Raw genomic sequence first — 17,026 nt, forward strand, 5'->3', positions numbered from 1 at the left:
GACTGTTTTGCCAACTTTAGCGGGAAAAACGCTACAGTTTGAAATCAAGTTTGGCATCTTTTACTTTTTCATAAACAGCCTGGCTAGGCGGTTTAGGAATCCTGGCAGTTTTTGCCGCCGTCAGAGCAGCCTGACATAGAGCAGGATCGCCGCCTTCCTCGCTGACATCCAGCAGCAGCCCATCGGGTGCCAGCTTGATATGCAGCACACAGGATTTACCGGCATACAGATCGGCGCCATATAGACGGCTCTGAATTGCATTACGAATCTGCGTTGCATACGCACTAATATCAGCGCCTGACGCGCCGCCATTCGCACCGCTGGTGCCGCTATCTTTTGCTGGCTGGCCGTTACCTTTTGCACCACCCGATTTCGGCGCATTCTTACCTGAGCTCAAATCACCAAACAGGTTGTCAACGTCCGATGCGGCGGCTTTTTCTGCAGCGGCTTTCTTAGCGGCTGCGGCTTTAGCGGCGGCCGCTTTGTCAGCAGCAGCTTTATCGGCTGCGGCTTTCTTCTCTGCAGCGGCTTTTTTATCCGCTGCAGCTTTTTCTGCTGCGGCTTTCTTCTCAGCTGCGGCTTTTTCTGCAGCAGCCTTTTCAGCCGCTGCCGCTTTTTCTGCTGCAGCCGCTTTTTTAGCCGCTTCGGCCGCCGCTTTTTTCTCGGCTTCCTGAGCGGCTTGTTTAGCGGCTTCTGCTTCGGCTTTTTTCTGGGCATCAGCGGCGGCTTTCTTAGCGGCTTCCGCTTCGGCCTTTTTCTTCGCATCGGCAGCCGCTTTCGCTGCTTCGGCTTCAGCCTGTTTCTGCGCATCGGCAGCGGCTTTTTTCGCGGCTAAAGCAGCGGCGTCCGCGGCCTGTTTTGCCGCCTCAGCCGCTTGTTTGGCCTGAGCATCCGCCTTCGCTTTAGCATCCGCTGCGGCTTTGGCTGCGGCCTCTTCCGCCTGCTTCTGCTGCTCCTGCGCTTTCTTCGCAGCGGCTTCAGCCTGTTTCTGCTGCTCCGCCTGCTCTTTCGCCGCTTCCTGCGCCTGCAAGCGTTCTTTCTCAAGCTGCTTCAGACGTTCCTGCTCGGCGGCCTGCTTTTCACGCAGCTCCTCCGCCTGCTGTTGCGCCTGTTTTTCGCGCTGCTCTTCAGCACGTTTCGCACTCGCCTGCTGCTGCTGCTGACGGTTATAGTTCTGCACCACCGCGCCGGGATCGACCATCACAGCATCGATGGATGAACCGCCACCGCCGCCGGCAGCAGTATCCAGATGCTCATCGAACGAACTCCAGATCAGTCCTGCAAAAAGAATGACATGCAGCACCGCCGAGATAATTATCGCCCGTTTAAGCTTATCGTTTTGTTCGGTTGCCTTTGACACTATGGGTTCCCAAAAACTCTGTTGTTTACGCAGATAATCAAATAGGCTGCGTCATCAAGCCGACTGACTTAACGCCCGCGCTATGCAACAGGTTCAGCGCTTTAATAATTTCATCGTAAGGCACGTCTTTCGCACCACCGATTAAGAAGACTGTTTTCGGATTGGACTGCAGACGTCGTTGCGCTTCAGCAATGACCTGCTCCGGCGGCAGCTGATCGAGACGATCTTTTTCCACCACCACGCTGTACTGCCCCACTCCGGATACCTCAATGATGACCGGTGGATCGTCATTGGTGCTTACAGCCTGAGATTCTGTCGCATCCGGCAGATCAACCTCAACGCTCTGGGTAATGATGGGGGCTGTGGCCATAAAGATCAGCAGCAGCACCAGCAGCACGTCCAGCAGCGGTACAATGTTGATTTCGGACTTCAGTTCGCGACGACCCCGTCCACGCTGTCTGGCCATGGTTTACCCCTTGTTGCTCTCGGTGCTGGTAAACGCCTGGCGGTGCAGAATCGCAGTGAACTCTTCCATGAAGTTGTCGTAGTTCAGTTCCAGTTTGTTCACACGCTGGTTCAGACGGTTATAGGCCATAACCGCTGGAATCGCCGCGAACAGACCGATAGCGGTCGCGATCAGCGCTTCTGCGATACCCGGTGCAACCATTTGCAGCGTCGCCTGTTTGACCGCGCCCAGCGCAATAAAGGCGTGCATGATCCCCCAGACCGTACCAAACAGGCCGATATACGGGCTGATGGAACCGACGGTACCGAGGAACGGAATATGCGTTTCCAGCGTTTCCAGCTCACGGTTCATTGAAATACGCATCGCGCGCGATGCCCCCTCAACGACCGCTTCCGGCGCGTGGTTGTTAGCGCGGTGCAGGCGAGCGAACTCCTTGAAACCGCTGTAGAAAATTTGCTCTGAGCCGGAGAGGTTTTCACGACGCCCCTGGCTTTCCTGATACAAACGGGACAGTTCGATCCCTGACCAGAATTTGTCTTCAAAGGCTTCCGCTTCGCGGCCTGCTGCATTGAGGATTCGGGTTCTCTGAATAATGATGGCCCAGGATGCGATTGAAAAACCAATCAAAATCAGCATGATAAGTTTAACCAGAAGGCTTGCCTTCAGGAACAAATCAAGGATATTCATGTCAGTCACTGCTTAAACTCCGCGACAATAGACTTAGGAAGCGCACGAGGCTTCATGATGAGTGGATCAACACAGACAATCAGGACTTCAGCTTCGTTCAGTACGCTGTTCTCTGCGTTGACGATCCGCTGCGTGAAAACCAGTGAGGTTCCGCGCATTGATGTTATTTCTGTCTGGACTTCGAGCATATCGTCGAGTCTGGCAGGCGCAAAATACTCCAGCGTCATCTTGCGTACCACGAAGGCAACTCGCTCCGCCAACAGAACCTGCTGGCTAAAGTGGTGATGACGTAGCATTTCAGTGCGTGCTCGTTCATAAAAGGCAACGTAGCTGGCGTGGTAAACCACACCACCGGCATCCGTGTCTTCGTAGTAGACACGCACCGGCCATCGAAATAGCGTTGTATTCACTTTACATCCCGGTAGTGCAATAGAGCTTTTAAACTTCGCTACTATACGCGCGGGAAAGGTGGTTTGGAATGGGAGAAAGTAAACGGAGAGTAAATATTTATGGGCCCAGGTAAGCCCATAATATTAACGGATAGTTCTTATTCAGCTGAAAAAGAAAATCAGGCCGACCAGCAGGATTACATCAGCAATCAACGGGCAAAAAATGCCCTTCCAGTGTACGGCCTGGAGCCGAAAACCAACGCCGTGGATCACCCCCGCGCACACTGCCCACATGATAAGAAAACCGTGCCAGATTTCGAGTTCGCTGGTCTTCGCCGCAAAGCGAGACGGGTCCCAGAAGATGCAGCCCGCCAGCAGTAAGGCCATCACTAAGGAAAGCGCCCTTAACGGGCGCTTGTCCATGATCTCATAGAGATATGCGATCATCAGTGTTTTTCTTCACCGGCTTTGGTCGCTTCGACATGCTCAAGCGCCAGTGCGGTAATCACACCAAAAGCACAGGCAAGAAGCGTTCCTAAAATCCATGCGAAATACCACATATTCAGCTCCTTCCTTAATACATAGAGTGGGTATTGCTTTCGATATGTTCTTTCGTGATGCGACCGAACATTTTCCAGTAACACCAGGAGGTGTAGGCCAGAATAATCGGTACGAACACGGCAGCCACAAACGTCATCAGATTCAGCGTCATCTGGCTGGAGGTGGCATCCCACATCGTCAGACTTGCATTCATCATCGTGCTGGATGGCATCACGAACGGGAACATCGCGATACCGGCCGTCAGGATGATGCACGCCAGCGTCAGCGATGAGAAGACGAACGCCCATGCCCCTTTTTCCATGCGGGAGGTCAACATGGTCAGCAGCGGCAGCGCGACACCCAGTGCCGGAATGGCCCACAGAATCGGTGTGTTATTGAAGTTCACCAGCCAGGCTCCGGCCTGACGGGCCACTTCTTTAGTCAGCGGGTTCGACGGCGCGCTATGGTCAATCGCCGTGGTCACCACGTAGCCATCAATACCAAACATTACCCACACACCGGCCAGCGCAAAGCCGACCAGCGTCACCAGGGCCGCAATCTGCGAGACCGCACGGGAGCGCAGGTGCAGTTCACCCACGGTACGCATCTGCAGATAGGTTGCCCCCTGGGTGATGATCATCGCCACGCTGACCACGCCCGCCAGCAGACCGAACGGGTTCAGAAGCTGGAAGAAGTTGCCGGTGTAATACAGGCGCATGTATTCATCGAGATGGAACGGCACGCCCTGCAACAGGTTGCCGAACGCCACGCCGATCACCAGCGGCGGCACAAAGCTACCGATGAAGATGCCCCAGTCCCACAGGTTGCGCCAGCGGGTATCTTCGATTTTGGAACGATAATCAAAACCGACCGGACGGAAGAACAAGGACGCCAGCACCAGAATCATCGCCACATAAAAACCGGAGAACGCAGCCGCGTAAACCATCGGCCAGGCGGCAAAAAGCGCGCCGCCTGCGGTGATGAGCCACACCTGGTTACCGTCCCAGTGTGGGGCGATAGAGTTAATCATAATTCGACGCTCGGTATCATTACGACCGAGGAAGCGGGTGAGCATGCCCACCCCCATGTCGAAACCGTCGGTAACCGCAAAACCAATCAGTAAGATCCCGACCAGCAGCCACCAGATAAAACGCAATACTTCATAATCGATCATTTGACGACTCCTGTCTTAGCGTGCCGGCTGAGAAGCCACGGTGGACTGCTCGTAGTGGTAACGACCGGTCTTCAGGCTGCTTGGGCCAAGGCGCGCAAACTTGAACATCAGGAACAGTTCAGCCACCAGGAAGAGGGTATACAGGCCACAAATCAGCAGCATGGAGAAAATCAGATCCCCGGCGGTCAGGGAGGAGTTCGCCACAGCGGTTGGCAGCACCTCACCGATAGCCCACGGCTGACGGCCATACTCGGCAACAAACCAGCCGGATTCGATAGCAATCCACGGCAGTGGGATAGCATACAGCGCGGTACGCAGCAGCCATTTCTTCTCACCGATACGGTTACGAATAACCGACCAGAAGGAGGCAGCGATAATCAGCAGCATCAGCACGCCACAACCCACCATGATACGGAAGGCGAAGTAGAGCGGCGCCACGCGCGGAATCGAGTCTTTGGTCGCCATCTGGATCTGTTCTTCGGTCGCGTCAGAGACGTTCGGGGTATAGCGCTTCAGCAGCAGGCCATAGCCGAGGTCTTTTTTCACGTCATTGAATTGATCGCGAACAGACTGGTCGCCGGTACCGGAACGCAGCTGCTCCAGCAGGGAATAGGCTTTCATCCCGTTACGGATACGCTCTTCATGCTGCACCATCAGATCTTTCAGGCCGATAACCGGCGTATCCACAGAGCGGGTGGCAATGATGCCCAGCGCATAAGGGATCTGAATAGCAAAGTGGTTTTCCTGCGCATCCTGATCGGGAATACCAAACAGGGTGAAGGCTGCCGGTGCAGGCTGGGTTTCCCACTCTGCTTCAATTGCTGCCAGTTTGGTTTTCTGCACGTCGCCCATCTCGTAACCAGATTCATCACCCAGCACGATAACGGAGAGAATAGCCGCCATACCGAAGCTCGCCGCGATGGCGAAAGAGCGCTTAGCAAAGGCGAAGTCACGGCCACGCAGCATGTAGTAGGCGCTGATGCCCAGCACGAACATCGCGCCGCAGACATAGCCGGACGCTACAGTGTGAACAAATTTCACCTGCGCAACCGGGTTCAGCACCAGCTCGGAGAAGCTGACCATCTCCATACGCATGGTTTCGAAGTTGAAATCAGACGCGATCGGGTTCTGCATCCAGCCATTGGCTACCAGGATCCACAGCGCGGACAGGTTGGAGCCCAGTGCGACCAGCCAGGTCACGCACATGTGCTGCACCTTGCCCAGGCGATCCCAGCCAAAGAAGAACAGACCTACAAAGGTGGATTCGAGGAAGAAGGCCATCAGACCTTCAATGGCCAGCGGCGCACCGAAGATATCCCCTACATAGTGGGAATAGTAAGACCAGTTAGTCCCGAACTGGAACTCCATGGTCAGACCGGTAGCCACGCCCAGCGCAAAGTTGATACCAAACAACTTGCCCCAGAACTTGGTCATATCTTTATAAATCTGTTTGCCGGAGAGGACGTAAACCGTTTCCATAATGGCCAGCAGGAACGCCATACCGAGCGTCAGTGGCACAAAAAGGAAGTGGTACATCGCGGTTAAGGCAAACTGTAAGCGCGACAGTTCGACTACGTCTAACATTATGACTCCTTGCTCATCGCATGAAGACTCCGAGAGTGAACCCCGTCAGATGAGGATCCACACACATGCCCCAAAAAAGTTATCAGCATCCTTTCTTCGTTACTTAATCTTCGCAGGAGGAAAAAGCCATGATGAAAGGTTACAGATGCGTTAATAAAAACTGAAATTGATCCCGCAAATATATTACGCTGCAAAACCCTTACAATAAACAGGTTTTTATTGAAAGCGCTTTACGATTTACGACAGCGATCAATATATAGTGAATTTACCACTTTTCGACCAGTTTGATCGGAAACAATTTAACGCCTTTTGACGTCTTTTTCCAGGTATTAAATATTGATATAAATCAATATTACGCAGGCTTGTTAAGCGTGTTTCCGCATGGTAAACGCAGTGAAAATAATGTTAACAATTTGTTTGAAGCTTCAATTGATAGTTATCAAATAAAGGGGGAAATATAAATAAAGGTGATTTAAATTAACGCAGAAAGTGGCATCCTTTTTTAATAATCCTGAAGAGTTAATGTTAGATGCTTCACAGTAATTTTCCATATTGTTTTTATCAGGAATTATTATTACAAATATTTTACTTTTAATAAGCTATAAATTAACACCACCTTGTTACCAGTTTGTTTCAGACAGGCGATCCAAAGACGTTTCCCCGCGCGTTCGATTATATTTCATCCGCCCTGCCCGCTTTTGTATCGCCTCAGGCAACGCTCAGCCAAAAAAAAGGCCATCTTACGATGGCCAACCATGTCGAAACGGACATTTATTATGCTAAGGCTCCCCGCACGGGGAGCAGAGAGGATTTACTTAATGATTGACTTCAGTGCTTCACCGATGTCAGCCAGGCTGCGAACGGTTTTCACCCCTGCCGCTTCCAGCGCAGCGAATTTCTCATCCGCAGTGCCTTTACCGCCAGCGATGATGGCGCCCGCGTGGCCCATACGCTTGCCTTTCGGCGCGGTTACACCCGCGATGTAACCAACAACAGGCTTGGTCACGTGATCTTTAATGTAAGCAGCCGCTTCTTCTTCCGCGCTACCGCCGATTTCACCGATCATGACGATCGCTTCAGTCTGCGGGTCTTCCTGGAACAGCTTCAGGATGTCGATGAAGTTAGAGCCCGGAATTGGGTCGCCGCCGATGCCCACACAGGTGGACTGGCCGAAACCGTAGTCGGTAGTCTGCTTAACCGCTTCATAGGTCAGGGTACCGGAACGGGAGACGATACCCACTTTACCCGGCTTGTGAATGTGACCCGGCATGATGCCGATTTTGCATTCGCCTGGGGTGATCACGCCCGGGCAGTTTGGCCCGATCATGCGCACGCCCGCTTCGTCCAGCTTCACTTTCACGGTCAGCATATCCAGAGTCGGGATACCTTCGGTGATGGTGATGATCAGTTTGATGCCTGCATCGATGGCCTCCAGAATGGAGTCTTTGCAGAACGGCGCAGGAACGTAGATCACGGTGGCAGTTGCGCCAGTCGCTTCTACTGCTTCACGCACGGTGTTGAACACCGGCAGACCCAGGTGGGTGGTGCCGCCTTTGCCTGGCGTTACGCCGCCAACCATCTGCGTACCGTAAGCAATCGCCTGCTCAGAGTGGAATGAACCCTGGCTACCGGTAAAGCCCTGGCAGATAACCTTGGTATCTTTATTAATTAAAACGGACATTATTTCCCCTCCACTGCGGCAACAACCTGCTGAGCTGCATCCGTCAGACTTTTCGCTGCAATAATATTCAGGCCGCTGTCAGCCAGTTTTTTCGCGCCGAGTTCAGCGTTGTTGCCTTCCAGACGGACAACAACCGGGACGTTCACGCCCACTTCTTCTACCGCGCCAATGATACCGTCAGCGATCAGGTCGCAACGTACGATACCGCCGAAGATGTTAACCAGAACGGCTTTCACATTGTCATCGGAGAGGATGATTTTGAAGGCTTCGGTCACGCGCTCTTTGGTTGCGCCGCCGCCCACATCAAGGAAGTTAGCCGGCTCGCCGCCGTGCAGCTTAACGATGTCCATGGTGCCCATTGCCAGGCCCGCACCGTTAACCATGCAGCCGATGTTGCCATCGAGTGCAACGTAGTTCAGTTCCCACTGTGCTGCCTGAGCTTCACGTGGATCTTCCTGAGACTGGTCGCGCATTTCACGCAGGTCAGCCTGGCGGAACAGTGCGTTGCCGTCAGCGCCCAGTTTACCGTCGAGGCAGATCAGATCGCCCTGTTTGGTGATGACCAGCGGGTTGATTTCGATCAGCGCCAGGTCACGTTCCAGGAAGATGGTCGCCAGGCCCATGAAGATCTTGGTGAATTGCTGCACCAGTTTACCTTCCAGACCCAGTTTGAATGCCAGCTCACGACCCTGGTAAGGCATTGGGCCCGCCAGCGGATCGATTGCCACTTTGTGGATCAGGTGCGGGGTCTCTTCCGCCACTTTTTCGATTTCCACGCCGCCTTCGGTAGAGGCCATGAACACCACGCGACGGGAGCTACGGTCTACGACTGCGCCGAGATACAGTTCTTTGGCAATATCGGTTGCCGCTTCAACCAGGATCTGGTTAACCGGCTGGCCGCCTGCGTCTGTCTGGTAGGTCACCAGACGTTTGCCGAGCCAGTGTTCAGCAAAGGCGCGGATCTCTTCTTTACTGTTAACGACCTTCACGCCGCCCGCTTTACCGCGGCCGCCAGCGTGAACCTGACATTTCACTACCCATGGACCCGCACCGATTTTAGAGGCGGCTTCTTCTGCTTCACGAGGGGTATTGCAGGCATAACCCACCGGAGCCGGTAAGCCATACCGGGCAAACAGCTGTTTTGCCTGATATTCATGTAAGTTCATGTGTTCTATCCATCCTTCAGGGTAATCGTTAGGTCATGCTTTTGTAGGCCCGGCAGGCATAGCGCCGCCGGGCAGTACCGCGAAAAACTAGACGTCCAGCAGCAGACGCGTTGGATCTTCCAGCAGCTCTTTAATCGCGACCAGGAAGCCCACAGACTCGCGGCCATCAATCAGACGGTGGTCGTAGGAGAGCGCCAGATACATCATCGGCAGGATCTCGACTTTACCGTCAACCGCCATAGGACGATCTTTGATAGCGTGCATGCCAAGGATCGCGCTCTGCGGTGGGTTGATGATCGGAGTAGACATCAGCGAACCGAATACGCCGCCGTTGGTAATGGTGAAGTTACCGCCGGTCAGGTCGTCCACGGTCAGCTTGCCGTCACGGCCTTTCACTGCCAGCTCTTTGATCTTCTTCTCGATGTCAGCCATGCCCAGGGTGTCCACATCACGCAGAACCGGGGTTACCAGGCCGCGCGGCGTAGAAACGGCCATGCTTACGTCGAAGTAGTTGTGATACACGACATCATCGCCATCGATTGAGGCGTTCACTTCCGGGTAGCGTTTCAGGGCTTCAACAACCGCTTTCACATAGAAGGACATAAAGCCCAGACGGATACCGTGACGTTTTTCAAACGCGTCACCGTACTGCTTACGCAGGTCCATGATTGGCTTCATGTTCACTTCGTTGAAGGTGGTCAGCATCGCGGTGGAGTTTTTCGCATCCAGCAGACGCTCGGCCACACGCTTGCGCAGGCGGGTCATCGGCACGCGTTTTTCGCTGCGCGCGCCCAGAGCAGGCTGTGCTGCTGGCGCGGCTTCAGGCGCTTTTGCTTCTGCTTTCGCTTCAGACGGCGCTTTTGCCAGATGTTTGTCGATATCTTCGCGAGTCAGGCGGCCGCCGACGCCGGTGCCTTTAATGGCCGCCGGATCGAGGCTGTGTTCAGCCAGCAGGCGACGGATCGCCGGGCTGAGCGCATCATTAGACTGCTCTTCCAGAGAAGCCTGCTGGCGCTGGGCCGGCGTAGAGGCTTTCTCTTCAGATTTCGCGCTGGACTCTTTGCCCGCGCTGTTGCCTTCACGCAGGCGACCCAGGATCTGGCGAGACGTTACGGTTGTCCCTTCATCTTCCAGTACGGCATCAAGAACACCATCCGCCGAAGCCGGTACTTCCAGTACCACTTTGTCAGTTTCGATTTCTACCAGCACTTCGTCGCGCTTAACGCTATCGCCCGGTTTTTTGTGCCAGGTGGCGACGGTCGCATCTGCTACAGACTCAGGCAGGTCGGGAACAAGAATATCTACGCTACTCATTATGTATCCTTTAATTAATCGACGTTCAGCGCGTCATTGACCAGATCTTGTTGCTGCTTCTGGTGAACGGACATATACCCTACCGCCGGAGAGGCGGAGGCCGGGCGACCTGCGTAACGCAGGGCAGACCCAAATGGAATCACTTCACGGAAATGATGCTGGCTGCAGTACCATGCGCCCTGGTTGAGCGGCTCTTCCTGGCACCAGACAAAATCATGTACGTGAGCATATTGTTTTAGTACTTCCTGCATCGCCTGATGCGGGAACGGATAAAGCTGCTCGATACGCACGATGGCGACATCTTTCTGATCGTTCTTACGGCGCTGCTCCAGCAGGTCGTAATAAACTTTACCAGAACACATCACTACGCGTTTCACCGCCTGCGGATCCAGATCGTCGATCTCGCCAATTGCCGGCAGGAAGGTGCCGTTCGCCAGCTCATCCAGCGTGGACACCGCCAGAGGATGACGCAGCAGCGATTTCGGTGACATCACCACCAGCGGACGGCGCATCCCGCGCAGCGCCTGACGACGCAGCATGTGATAAACCTGAGCCGGGGTAGACGGTACGCAGACCTGCATGTTCTGCTCAGCGCAGAGCTGCAGATAACGCTCCAGACGTGCTGAGGAGTGCTCCGGGCCCTGACCTTCATAGCCGTGTGGCAGCAGCATCGCCAGGCCACACATACGGCCCCATTTCTGCTCACCTGAGGAGATGAACTGGTCGATAACGACCTGAGCGCCGTTGGCGAAGTCGCCGAACTGCGCTTCCCAGATGGTCAGGGTACGTGGTTCTGCAGTGGCATAACCGTATTCAAACGCAAGCACTGCTTCTTCAGACAGCACGGAGTCCCAGACCTTGAACTGGCCCTGGCCGTTATGCACGTGCTGCAGCGGGGTATAGGTTGAACCGTTGGTCTGATTATGGACAACCGCATGACGGTGGAAGAAGGTGCCGCGGCCCGCATCTTCACCGGACAGACGTACCGGAATGCCTTCATCCACCAGCGTTGCGTACGCCAGGTTCTCTGCGCCGCCCCAGTCGAACAGCTTATCGCCTGCCGCCATCGCCTGACGGTCAGCGTAGATCTTCTGCACGCGCGACTGCATCTCGATCGCTTCTGGTACGGTGCTGATACGTTTTGCCAGCTCCTGCAGACGCTTCATCTCGACCTTGTTCGGGTAGCTCTCATCCCACTCGTGGTTGAGGTACGGCGACCAGGTAAAGGAGTGCATGTTCATCGGACGTAACTCTTTCACCACACATTCGCCGGCATCCAGCGCGTCGCGGTACAGGTTAACCATCTCGGTGGCATCTTCCAGGGTGACAACCTTCTCCGCTTCCAGCTTGTCAGCATAGATTTTGCGCGGGGTCGGATGCTTTTTAATTTTCTGGTACATCAGCGGCTGGGTTGCACTCGGCTCGTCCGCTTCGTTATGGCCATGACGGCGATAGCAGAACAGGTCGATGAACACATCACGCTTAAAGGTGTTACGGAAATCCAGCGCCAGGCGGGTAACGAACGCGACCGCTTCCGGATCGTCGGCGTTAACGTGGAAAATTGGCGCCTGAACCATCTTACCAATGTCGGTGCAGTATGGAGTGGAACGCGCGTCCAGCGGGTTAGAGGTGGTGAAGCCCACCTGGTTGTTGATCACGATGCGAACGGTACCGCCCACTTCGTAACCCCGCGCTTTAGACATGTTCAGGGTCTCCTGAACCACGCCCTGGCCGGTCACTGCCGCATCGCCATGGATGGTGATTGGCAGCACTTTGTTGCTGCTCGGCTCATCCAGACGATCCAGACGCGCACGCACGGAACCGATAACGACCGGACTTACGATCTCAAGGTGTGACGGGTTAAACGCCAGCGCCATGTGAACCAGGCCACCCTGGGTTTCGATATCCGATGAGAAGCCCATGTGGTACTTCACGTCACCGGTACCAAGATGTTCTTTATGTTTGCCCGCGAATTCGTCGAACAGATCCTGCGGCTTTTTGCCCAGCACGTTGATCAGCACGTTCAGACGACCACGGTGCGCCATGCCCAGTACCACTTCACGGGTACCGCTGTTACCCGCGTGGCGGATCAGCTCTTTCAGCATTGGCACCAGCGCATCGCCGCCTTCCAGCGAGAAGCGTTTTGCGCCCGGGAATTTAGCGCCGAGATAACGTTCCAGCCCTTCTGCCGCAGTAAGTTCGTTCAGGAAACGCTTTTTCTCGTCGGCATTAAAGGTGGATTTACCTGCAACGGATTCGATACGCTGCTGGATCCAGCGTTTCTCTTCGGTGGAGGTGATGTGCATGTACTCTGCACCGATGGAGCCGCAATAGGTCTGCTTCAGCGCTTCCAGCAGATCGCCCAGCTTCATCGTGTCTTTGCCGATAGCGAAAGAGCCAACGTTAAACGTTTCCTGGAAATCCGCGTCGGTCAGGTCGTGATAGGCCGGATCTAAATCAGCCACGCGCTCCTGCTGCCACAGTCCCAGCGGATCCAGATTTGCGTGCTGGTGACCGCGGAAGCGGTAGGCGTTAATCAGCTGCAGGACTTTAACCTGCTTCGCATTGGTGTCAGGGTCGGAGATAGCGGAAGAGTAACGTGAGGCATCCTTCGCCAGACGACGGAAATAATCACGTGTTTTGGAATGAAATTGATCCGGTTTGACACCCGTTCCAGGTAACTCCTGGAACATGGAACGCCAGTTCGCGTCCACTGAGTCAGGGTCGGTTAAGAAGTCTTCATAGAGCTGTTCAATCCAGCTTTGGTTTGCACCAGAGAGGAATGAAGAGTCCAGCCAGGCTTTCATTGCGCCGTTCTGCATCGTGATCCCTTAAGCATTTTTATGCTTATTTCGCCGTAGAAACTACCACGCACACCACGTGTACGTGCCGGGGTTCACCTGCGAGCTCTTCTCTGTATAGCGGCTCGCGAAGGAACCTTTAGAAACTGTCTAAATAATCTTCGTCGTTCCGGCTGCGACTGCGTTGCGGCTTTCACTCATCCCAGTCACATAGTTCACTATGCTCCAGGGATTCGTTCAACCGCGCCTTGTCTCGCGCTGAACGTCTCGATTATTTACTTAACTGGCAGTTTTTAAAGGTTTCTGCAATCTGTCCCCTCTCCCCTATGGGGAGAGGGTCAGGGTGAGGGGAACAGCGTTCCCCTCGTGTTACTTACGCACTGCGCTGCAACAACATCGACTTAATGTGGCCGATAGCGCGCGTCGGGTTCAGCCCCTTCGGACATACACTGACGCAGTTCATGATGCTGTGGCAGCGGAATACGCTGAAAGCATCACTCAACCCTTCCAGGCGGTTGTCGGTTTCGGTATCACGGCTGTCAATCAGGAAGCGGTACGCTGCCAGCAGGCCAGCCGGGCCGATAAACTTGTCCGGGTTCCACCAGAACGACGGGCAAGAGGTCGAACAACATGCACAGAGGATACACTCATACAGGCCATCGAGTTTTTCACGCTGCTCTGGCGACTGTAAATGCTCGCGAGCGGGTGGATTTTGCCCATTATTCAACAAGTAAGGCTTAATCTTCTCATATTGTGCATAGAATTGCCCCATGTCCACCACCAAATCACGCACAACCGGCAGACCTGGCAGAGGGCGGATGACAATTTTCTGTCCCGGACGGTTAAGCGCAGAGATTGGCGTGATACAGGCCAGACCGTTTTTGCCATTCATATTCAGACCGTCGGAGCCACACACCCCTTCACGGCAGGAACGACGGAATGACAGTGTCGGATCCTTTTCTTTCAGCTGCATTAAGGCGTCCAGCAGCATCATGTCACGGCCTTCTTCCGCTTCCAGGGTGTAATCCTGCATATGCGGAGCATCATCTACATCCGGGTTATAACGATAAACTGAGAATTCGAGTTTCATTGTCCTGTCTCCGCATTAGTAAGTACGAATCTTCGGCGGGAACGCCGGACGCAGTTTCGGTTCCATATTGACGCTACGACGTGTCATGGATTCCGACTCTGGCAGATACAGGGAGTGACACAGCCAGTTTTCGTCGTCACGATCCGGGAAGTCGAAGCGGCTATGGGCGCCACGGCTTTCGGTACGGAAGTTTGCAGAGACCGCCGTTGCGTAAGCGGTTTCCATCAGGTTATCCAGCTCCAGACACTCGACACGCTGGGTGTTGAACTCGCTGGAGGTATCGTCCAGACGGGCATTTTTCAGACGCTCGCGGATCGCTTTCAGCTGCTCAAGCCCTTTCGCCATCGCATCGCCTTCGCGGAATACCGAGAAGTTGTGCTGCATGCACTCCTGCAGCGCTTTACGGATTTCCACCGGATCTTCGCCGTTACGGTTACCGTTCCAGCGGTTGAGACGTTCCAGAGAGGCGTCAATGTTCGCTTCGGTAGCGTCACGCAGTGGCCCCTGCTCGGCAATGGACTCCTGCAGATGCAGACCGACCGCACGACCAAACACCACCAGGTCGAGCAGTGAGTTGCCGCCCAGACGGTTGGCGCCGTGTACGGATACGCAGGCGATTTCGCCTACCGCGAACAGCCCCGGGATCACCACGTCTTCGCCCTGCTCGTTCACGGTCAGCGCCTGACCGGTCACTTTGGTCGGAATACCGCCCATCATGTAGTGACAGGTTGGGATAACCGGAATCGGCTCTTTAACCGGGTCGACGTGGGCGAAGGTGCGGGAGAGCTCCAGGATACCCGGCAGACGGGATTCCAGAACTTCTTTACCCAGATGATCAAGTTTCAGTTTGGCGTGCGGGCCCCACGGACCGTCACAGCCGCGACCTTCACGGATTTCGATCATGATGGAACGCGCCACCACGTCACGACCCGCCAGGTCTTTTGCGTTCGGCGCATAACGCTCCATGAAGCGCTCGCCGTGTTTGTTCAGCAGGTAGCCACCTTCACCGCGGCAGCCTTCTGTTACCAGTACGCCCGCACCGGCAATACCGGTTGGGTGGAACTGCCACATCTCCATATCCTGTACCGGCACGCCCGCGCGGATAGCCATCCCCACGCCGTCACCGGTGTTGATATGGGCGTTAGTGGTGGACTGATAAATACGGCCTGCGCCGCCGGTCGCCAGCACGGTTGCACGCGCTTTGAAGTAGACCACTTCACCGGTTTCGATACAAAGAGCGGTACAACCGACAATTGCGCCGTCTTCGTTTTTCACCAGATCCAGCGCATACCACTCGGAGAAGATAGTGGTTTTGTTCTTCAGGTTCTGCTGATACAGCGTGTGCAGCAGGGCGTGACCAGTACGGTCAGCTGCCGCCGCTGTACGTGCCGCCTGCTCGCCGCCGAAATCTTTCGACTGGCCGCCAAACGGACGTTGATAGATGGTGCCGTTCTCCAGGCGGGAGAATGGCAGACCCATATGATCCAGCTCCAGAATCGCTTCCGGGCCGGTTTTACACATATATTCAATGGCGTCCTGGTCACCGATATAGTCGGAGCCTTTCACCGTGTCGTACATATGCCATTCCCAGTTATCATCATGGGTATTACCGAGCGCAACGGTGATGCCACCCTGCGCAGATACGGTATGGGAACGGGTCGGGAACACTTTAGAGAGCAGCGCACAGGTCTGGCCGCTCTGGGAAATTTGCAGCGCCGCGCGCATACCTGCGCCGCCGGCTCCAATCACTACAGCATCAAATTCTCTGACTGGAAGTTTCATCACACACCCCACACCACAACAAATCCATAAATAACGTAAACCACCAGTGCAACGACGATAGCCAGCTGCAACGTGAGACGAATCGCCATGTGTTTAACGTAGTCGGTCAGTACCTGCCACATGCCAATCCACGCGTGGATCAGGATGGAGAACAGCGCCAGCAGGGTAAACACTTTGGTGAAAGCAGAACCGAAGAAACCGGTCCAGATTTCCCAGGTCAGATCGCCGCTGGTGGCAAAGAAACCGATCATGTAGATGATGTAGAGGGTGAGAACGATAGCGGTAGCACGGACCAGAATGAAGTCATGTACGCCGTTGCGTCCCAATGCTGAGGCGTTGCTTACCATACGAGAACTCCTGCGAGAAGTGAAAGCACGACAGTGATAACAAAGGAGATGTTAGCGGTGCGTTTACCGGTTTCGAAGGTCTCTTCCAGATAGCCGACGTCCATCAGCATATGACGAATACCACCAACGACGTGATAAGCCAGCGCGGTCAGAATGCCCCACATGATAAATTTCACGAAGAAACCGTTCATGATGTCGGAGGCCTGCTGAAATCCTTCCGGAGACGAGAGACTGGTACCCAGCAACCATAACAGGATACCCACCGCGACAAACGTGATCACACCGGATACACGATGAAGGATGGACGCTATTGCCGTTACAGGGAATCGGATCGTTTTCAGATCCAGATTGACAGGTCTTTGTTTTTTCACATTTCTTATCATGAATAACGCCCACATGCTGTTCTTATTGTTTCCTTCCTCCGGACTGCGATGCGGGTCAGACAGCGTGCCTTTTATATAACTGTGCGTCATGCAAAACATTGCTTCCAGATGCTCAAATGACACGTTACAACGCTGGTTGGCTCGGGATTGCAGGGTTTTCCGGAGACCTGGCCGCAGTATAGGCCGTTCACAAAATCATTACAATTAACCTACATACAGTTTGTCGGGTTTTATACGGAACAGTGATCAGGGTCACGATAAC

16 protein-coding genes are annotated in these 17,026 nt (G+C 54.5%); all 16 read right to left on the minus strand.

From position 1 onward, the window contains the following. Nucleotides 1-31: 31 nt before the first annotated feature. Nucleotides 32-1,360 (minus strand): cell envelope integrity protein TolA, encoded by a 1,329-nt coding sequence (gene tolA, locus MXM41_RS10225; RefSeq protein WP_325931719.1) that lies wholly within the window; start codon nucleotides 1,358-1,360, stop codon nucleotides 32-34. Between the two features lie 37 nt (nucleotides 1,361-1,397). Further along, nucleotides 1,398-1,826: a colicin uptake protein TolR gene (tolR, locus tag MXM41_RS10230; RefSeq protein ID WP_032617094.1), complete on the minus strand. Its 429-nt coding sequence runs from the start codon at nucleotides 1,824-1,826 to the stop codon at nucleotides 1,398-1,400. A 3-nt stretch (nucleotides 1,827-1,829) separates the two neighbouring features. Further along, on the minus strand, nucleotides 1,830-2,522 hold the full coding sequence (gene tolQ / locus MXM41_RS10235) for a Tol-Pal system protein TolQ (RefSeq protein ID WP_072036639.1): 693 nt from the start codon (nucleotides 2,520-2,522) through the stop codon (nucleotides 1,830-1,832). Then, complete coding sequence (gene ybgC, locus MXM41_RS10240; RefSeq protein WP_325931723.1) at nucleotides 2,519-2,923, minus strand: tol-pal system-associated acyl-CoA thioesterase; 405 nt, start codon at nucleotides 2,921-2,923, stop codon at nucleotides 2,519-2,521. The genes tolQ and ybgC overlap by 4 nt, the downstream gene beginning before the upstream one ends. A gap of 141 nt (nucleotides 2,924-3,064) precedes the next feature. Next, the gene (gene ybgE, locus MXM41_RS10245; RefSeq protein WP_325931726.1) at nucleotides 3,065-3,349 is read right to left on the minus strand and encodes a cyd operon protein YbgE; all 285 of its coding nucleotides are present in this window, start codon (nucleotides 3,347-3,349) and stop codon (nucleotides 3,065-3,067) included. Next, entirely contained in the window at nucleotides 3,349-3,462 is a 114-nt protein-coding gene (gene cydX / locus MXM41_RS10250; protein ID WP_003858598.1) for a cytochrome bd-I oxidase subunit CydX, read from the minus strand. The genes ybgE and cydX overlap by 1 nt, the downstream gene beginning before the upstream one ends. Nucleotides 3,463-3,476: 14 nt before the next feature. Then, nucleotides 3,477-4,616: a cytochrome d ubiquinol oxidase subunit II gene (cydB, locus tag MXM41_RS10255; protein ID WP_325931729.1), complete on the minus strand. Its 1,140-nt coding sequence runs from the start codon at nucleotides 4,614-4,616 to the stop codon at nucleotides 3,477-3,479. Nucleotides 4,617-4,631: 15 nt separating this feature from the next. After that, a complete protein-coding gene (gene cydA, locus MXM41_RS10260) occupies nucleotides 4,632-6,200 on the minus strand; it encodes a cytochrome ubiquinol oxidase subunit I (protein WP_325931731.1) in 1,569 nt (522 codons plus the stop codon). An 811-nt stretch (nucleotides 6,201-7,011) separates the two neighbouring features. Further along, nucleotides 7,012-7,881 (minus strand): succinate--CoA ligase subunit alpha, encoded by an 870-nt coding sequence (gene sucD, locus MXM41_RS10265; protein ID WP_032617085.1) that lies wholly within the window; start codon nucleotides 7,879-7,881, stop codon nucleotides 7,012-7,014. Then, the gene (gene sucC, locus MXM41_RS10270; protein WP_032617084.1) at nucleotides 7,881-9,047 is read right to left on the minus strand and encodes an ADP-forming succinate--CoA ligase subunit beta; all 1,167 of its coding nucleotides are present in this window, start codon (nucleotides 9,045-9,047) and stop codon (nucleotides 7,881-7,883) included. The genes sucD and sucC overlap by 1 nt, the downstream gene beginning before the upstream one ends. Before the next feature lie 87 nt (nucleotides 9,048-9,134). Beyond that, nucleotides 9,135-10,361, minus strand: coding sequence for a 2-oxoglutarate dehydrogenase complex dihydrolipoyllysine-residue succinyltransferase (gene odhB, locus MXM41_RS10275; protein ID WP_325931733.1), 1,227 nt, complete (start codon nucleotides 10,359-10,361; stop codon nucleotides 9,135-9,137). Between the two features lie 14 nt (nucleotides 10,362-10,375). After that, nucleotides 10,376-13,183 (minus strand): 2-oxoglutarate dehydrogenase E1 component, encoded by a 2,808-nt coding sequence (gene sucA, locus MXM41_RS10280; protein WP_325931735.1) that lies wholly within the window; start codon nucleotides 13,181-13,183, stop codon nucleotides 10,376-10,378. Nucleotides 13,184-13,535: 352 nt separating this feature from the next. Continuing rightward, nucleotides 13,536-14,252, minus strand: a complete 717-nt coding sequence (gene sdhB, locus MXM41_RS10285) for a succinate dehydrogenase iron-sulfur subunit SdhB (protein ID WP_039029333.1) — start codon at nucleotides 14,250-14,252, stop codon at nucleotides 13,536-13,538. Between the two features lie 15 nt (nucleotides 14,253-14,267). Continuing rightward, nucleotides 14,268-16,034 carry a succinate dehydrogenase flavoprotein subunit gene (sdhA, locus tag MXM41_RS10290; RefSeq protein WP_325931738.1) on the minus strand — a complete coding sequence of 589 codons (1,767 nt, stop codon included), beginning with the start codon at nucleotides 16,032-16,034 and terminating at the stop codon, nucleotides 14,268-14,270. Beyond that, entirely contained in the window at nucleotides 16,034-16,381 is a 348-nt protein-coding gene (gene sdhD / locus MXM41_RS10295) for a succinate dehydrogenase membrane anchor subunit (RefSeq protein WP_325931739.1), read from the minus strand. The genes sdhA and sdhD overlap by 1 nt, the downstream gene beginning before the upstream one ends. Further along, on the minus strand, nucleotides 16,375-16,779 hold the full coding sequence (sdhC, locus tag MXM41_RS10300) for a succinate dehydrogenase cytochrome b556 subunit (RefSeq protein ID WP_325931920.1): 405 nt from the start codon (nucleotides 16,777-16,779) through the stop codon (nucleotides 16,375-16,377). Before sdhC ends, sdhD begins: the two co-directional genes overlap by 7 nt. Nucleotides 16,780-17,026: the final 247 nt, after the last annotated feature.

This window comes from Leclercia adecarboxylata, assembly GCF_035787115.1.
Classification (GTDB): Bacteria; Pseudomonadota; Gammaproteobacteria; order Enterobacterales; family Enterobacteriaceae; genus Enterobacter; species Enterobacter adecarboxylatus_E.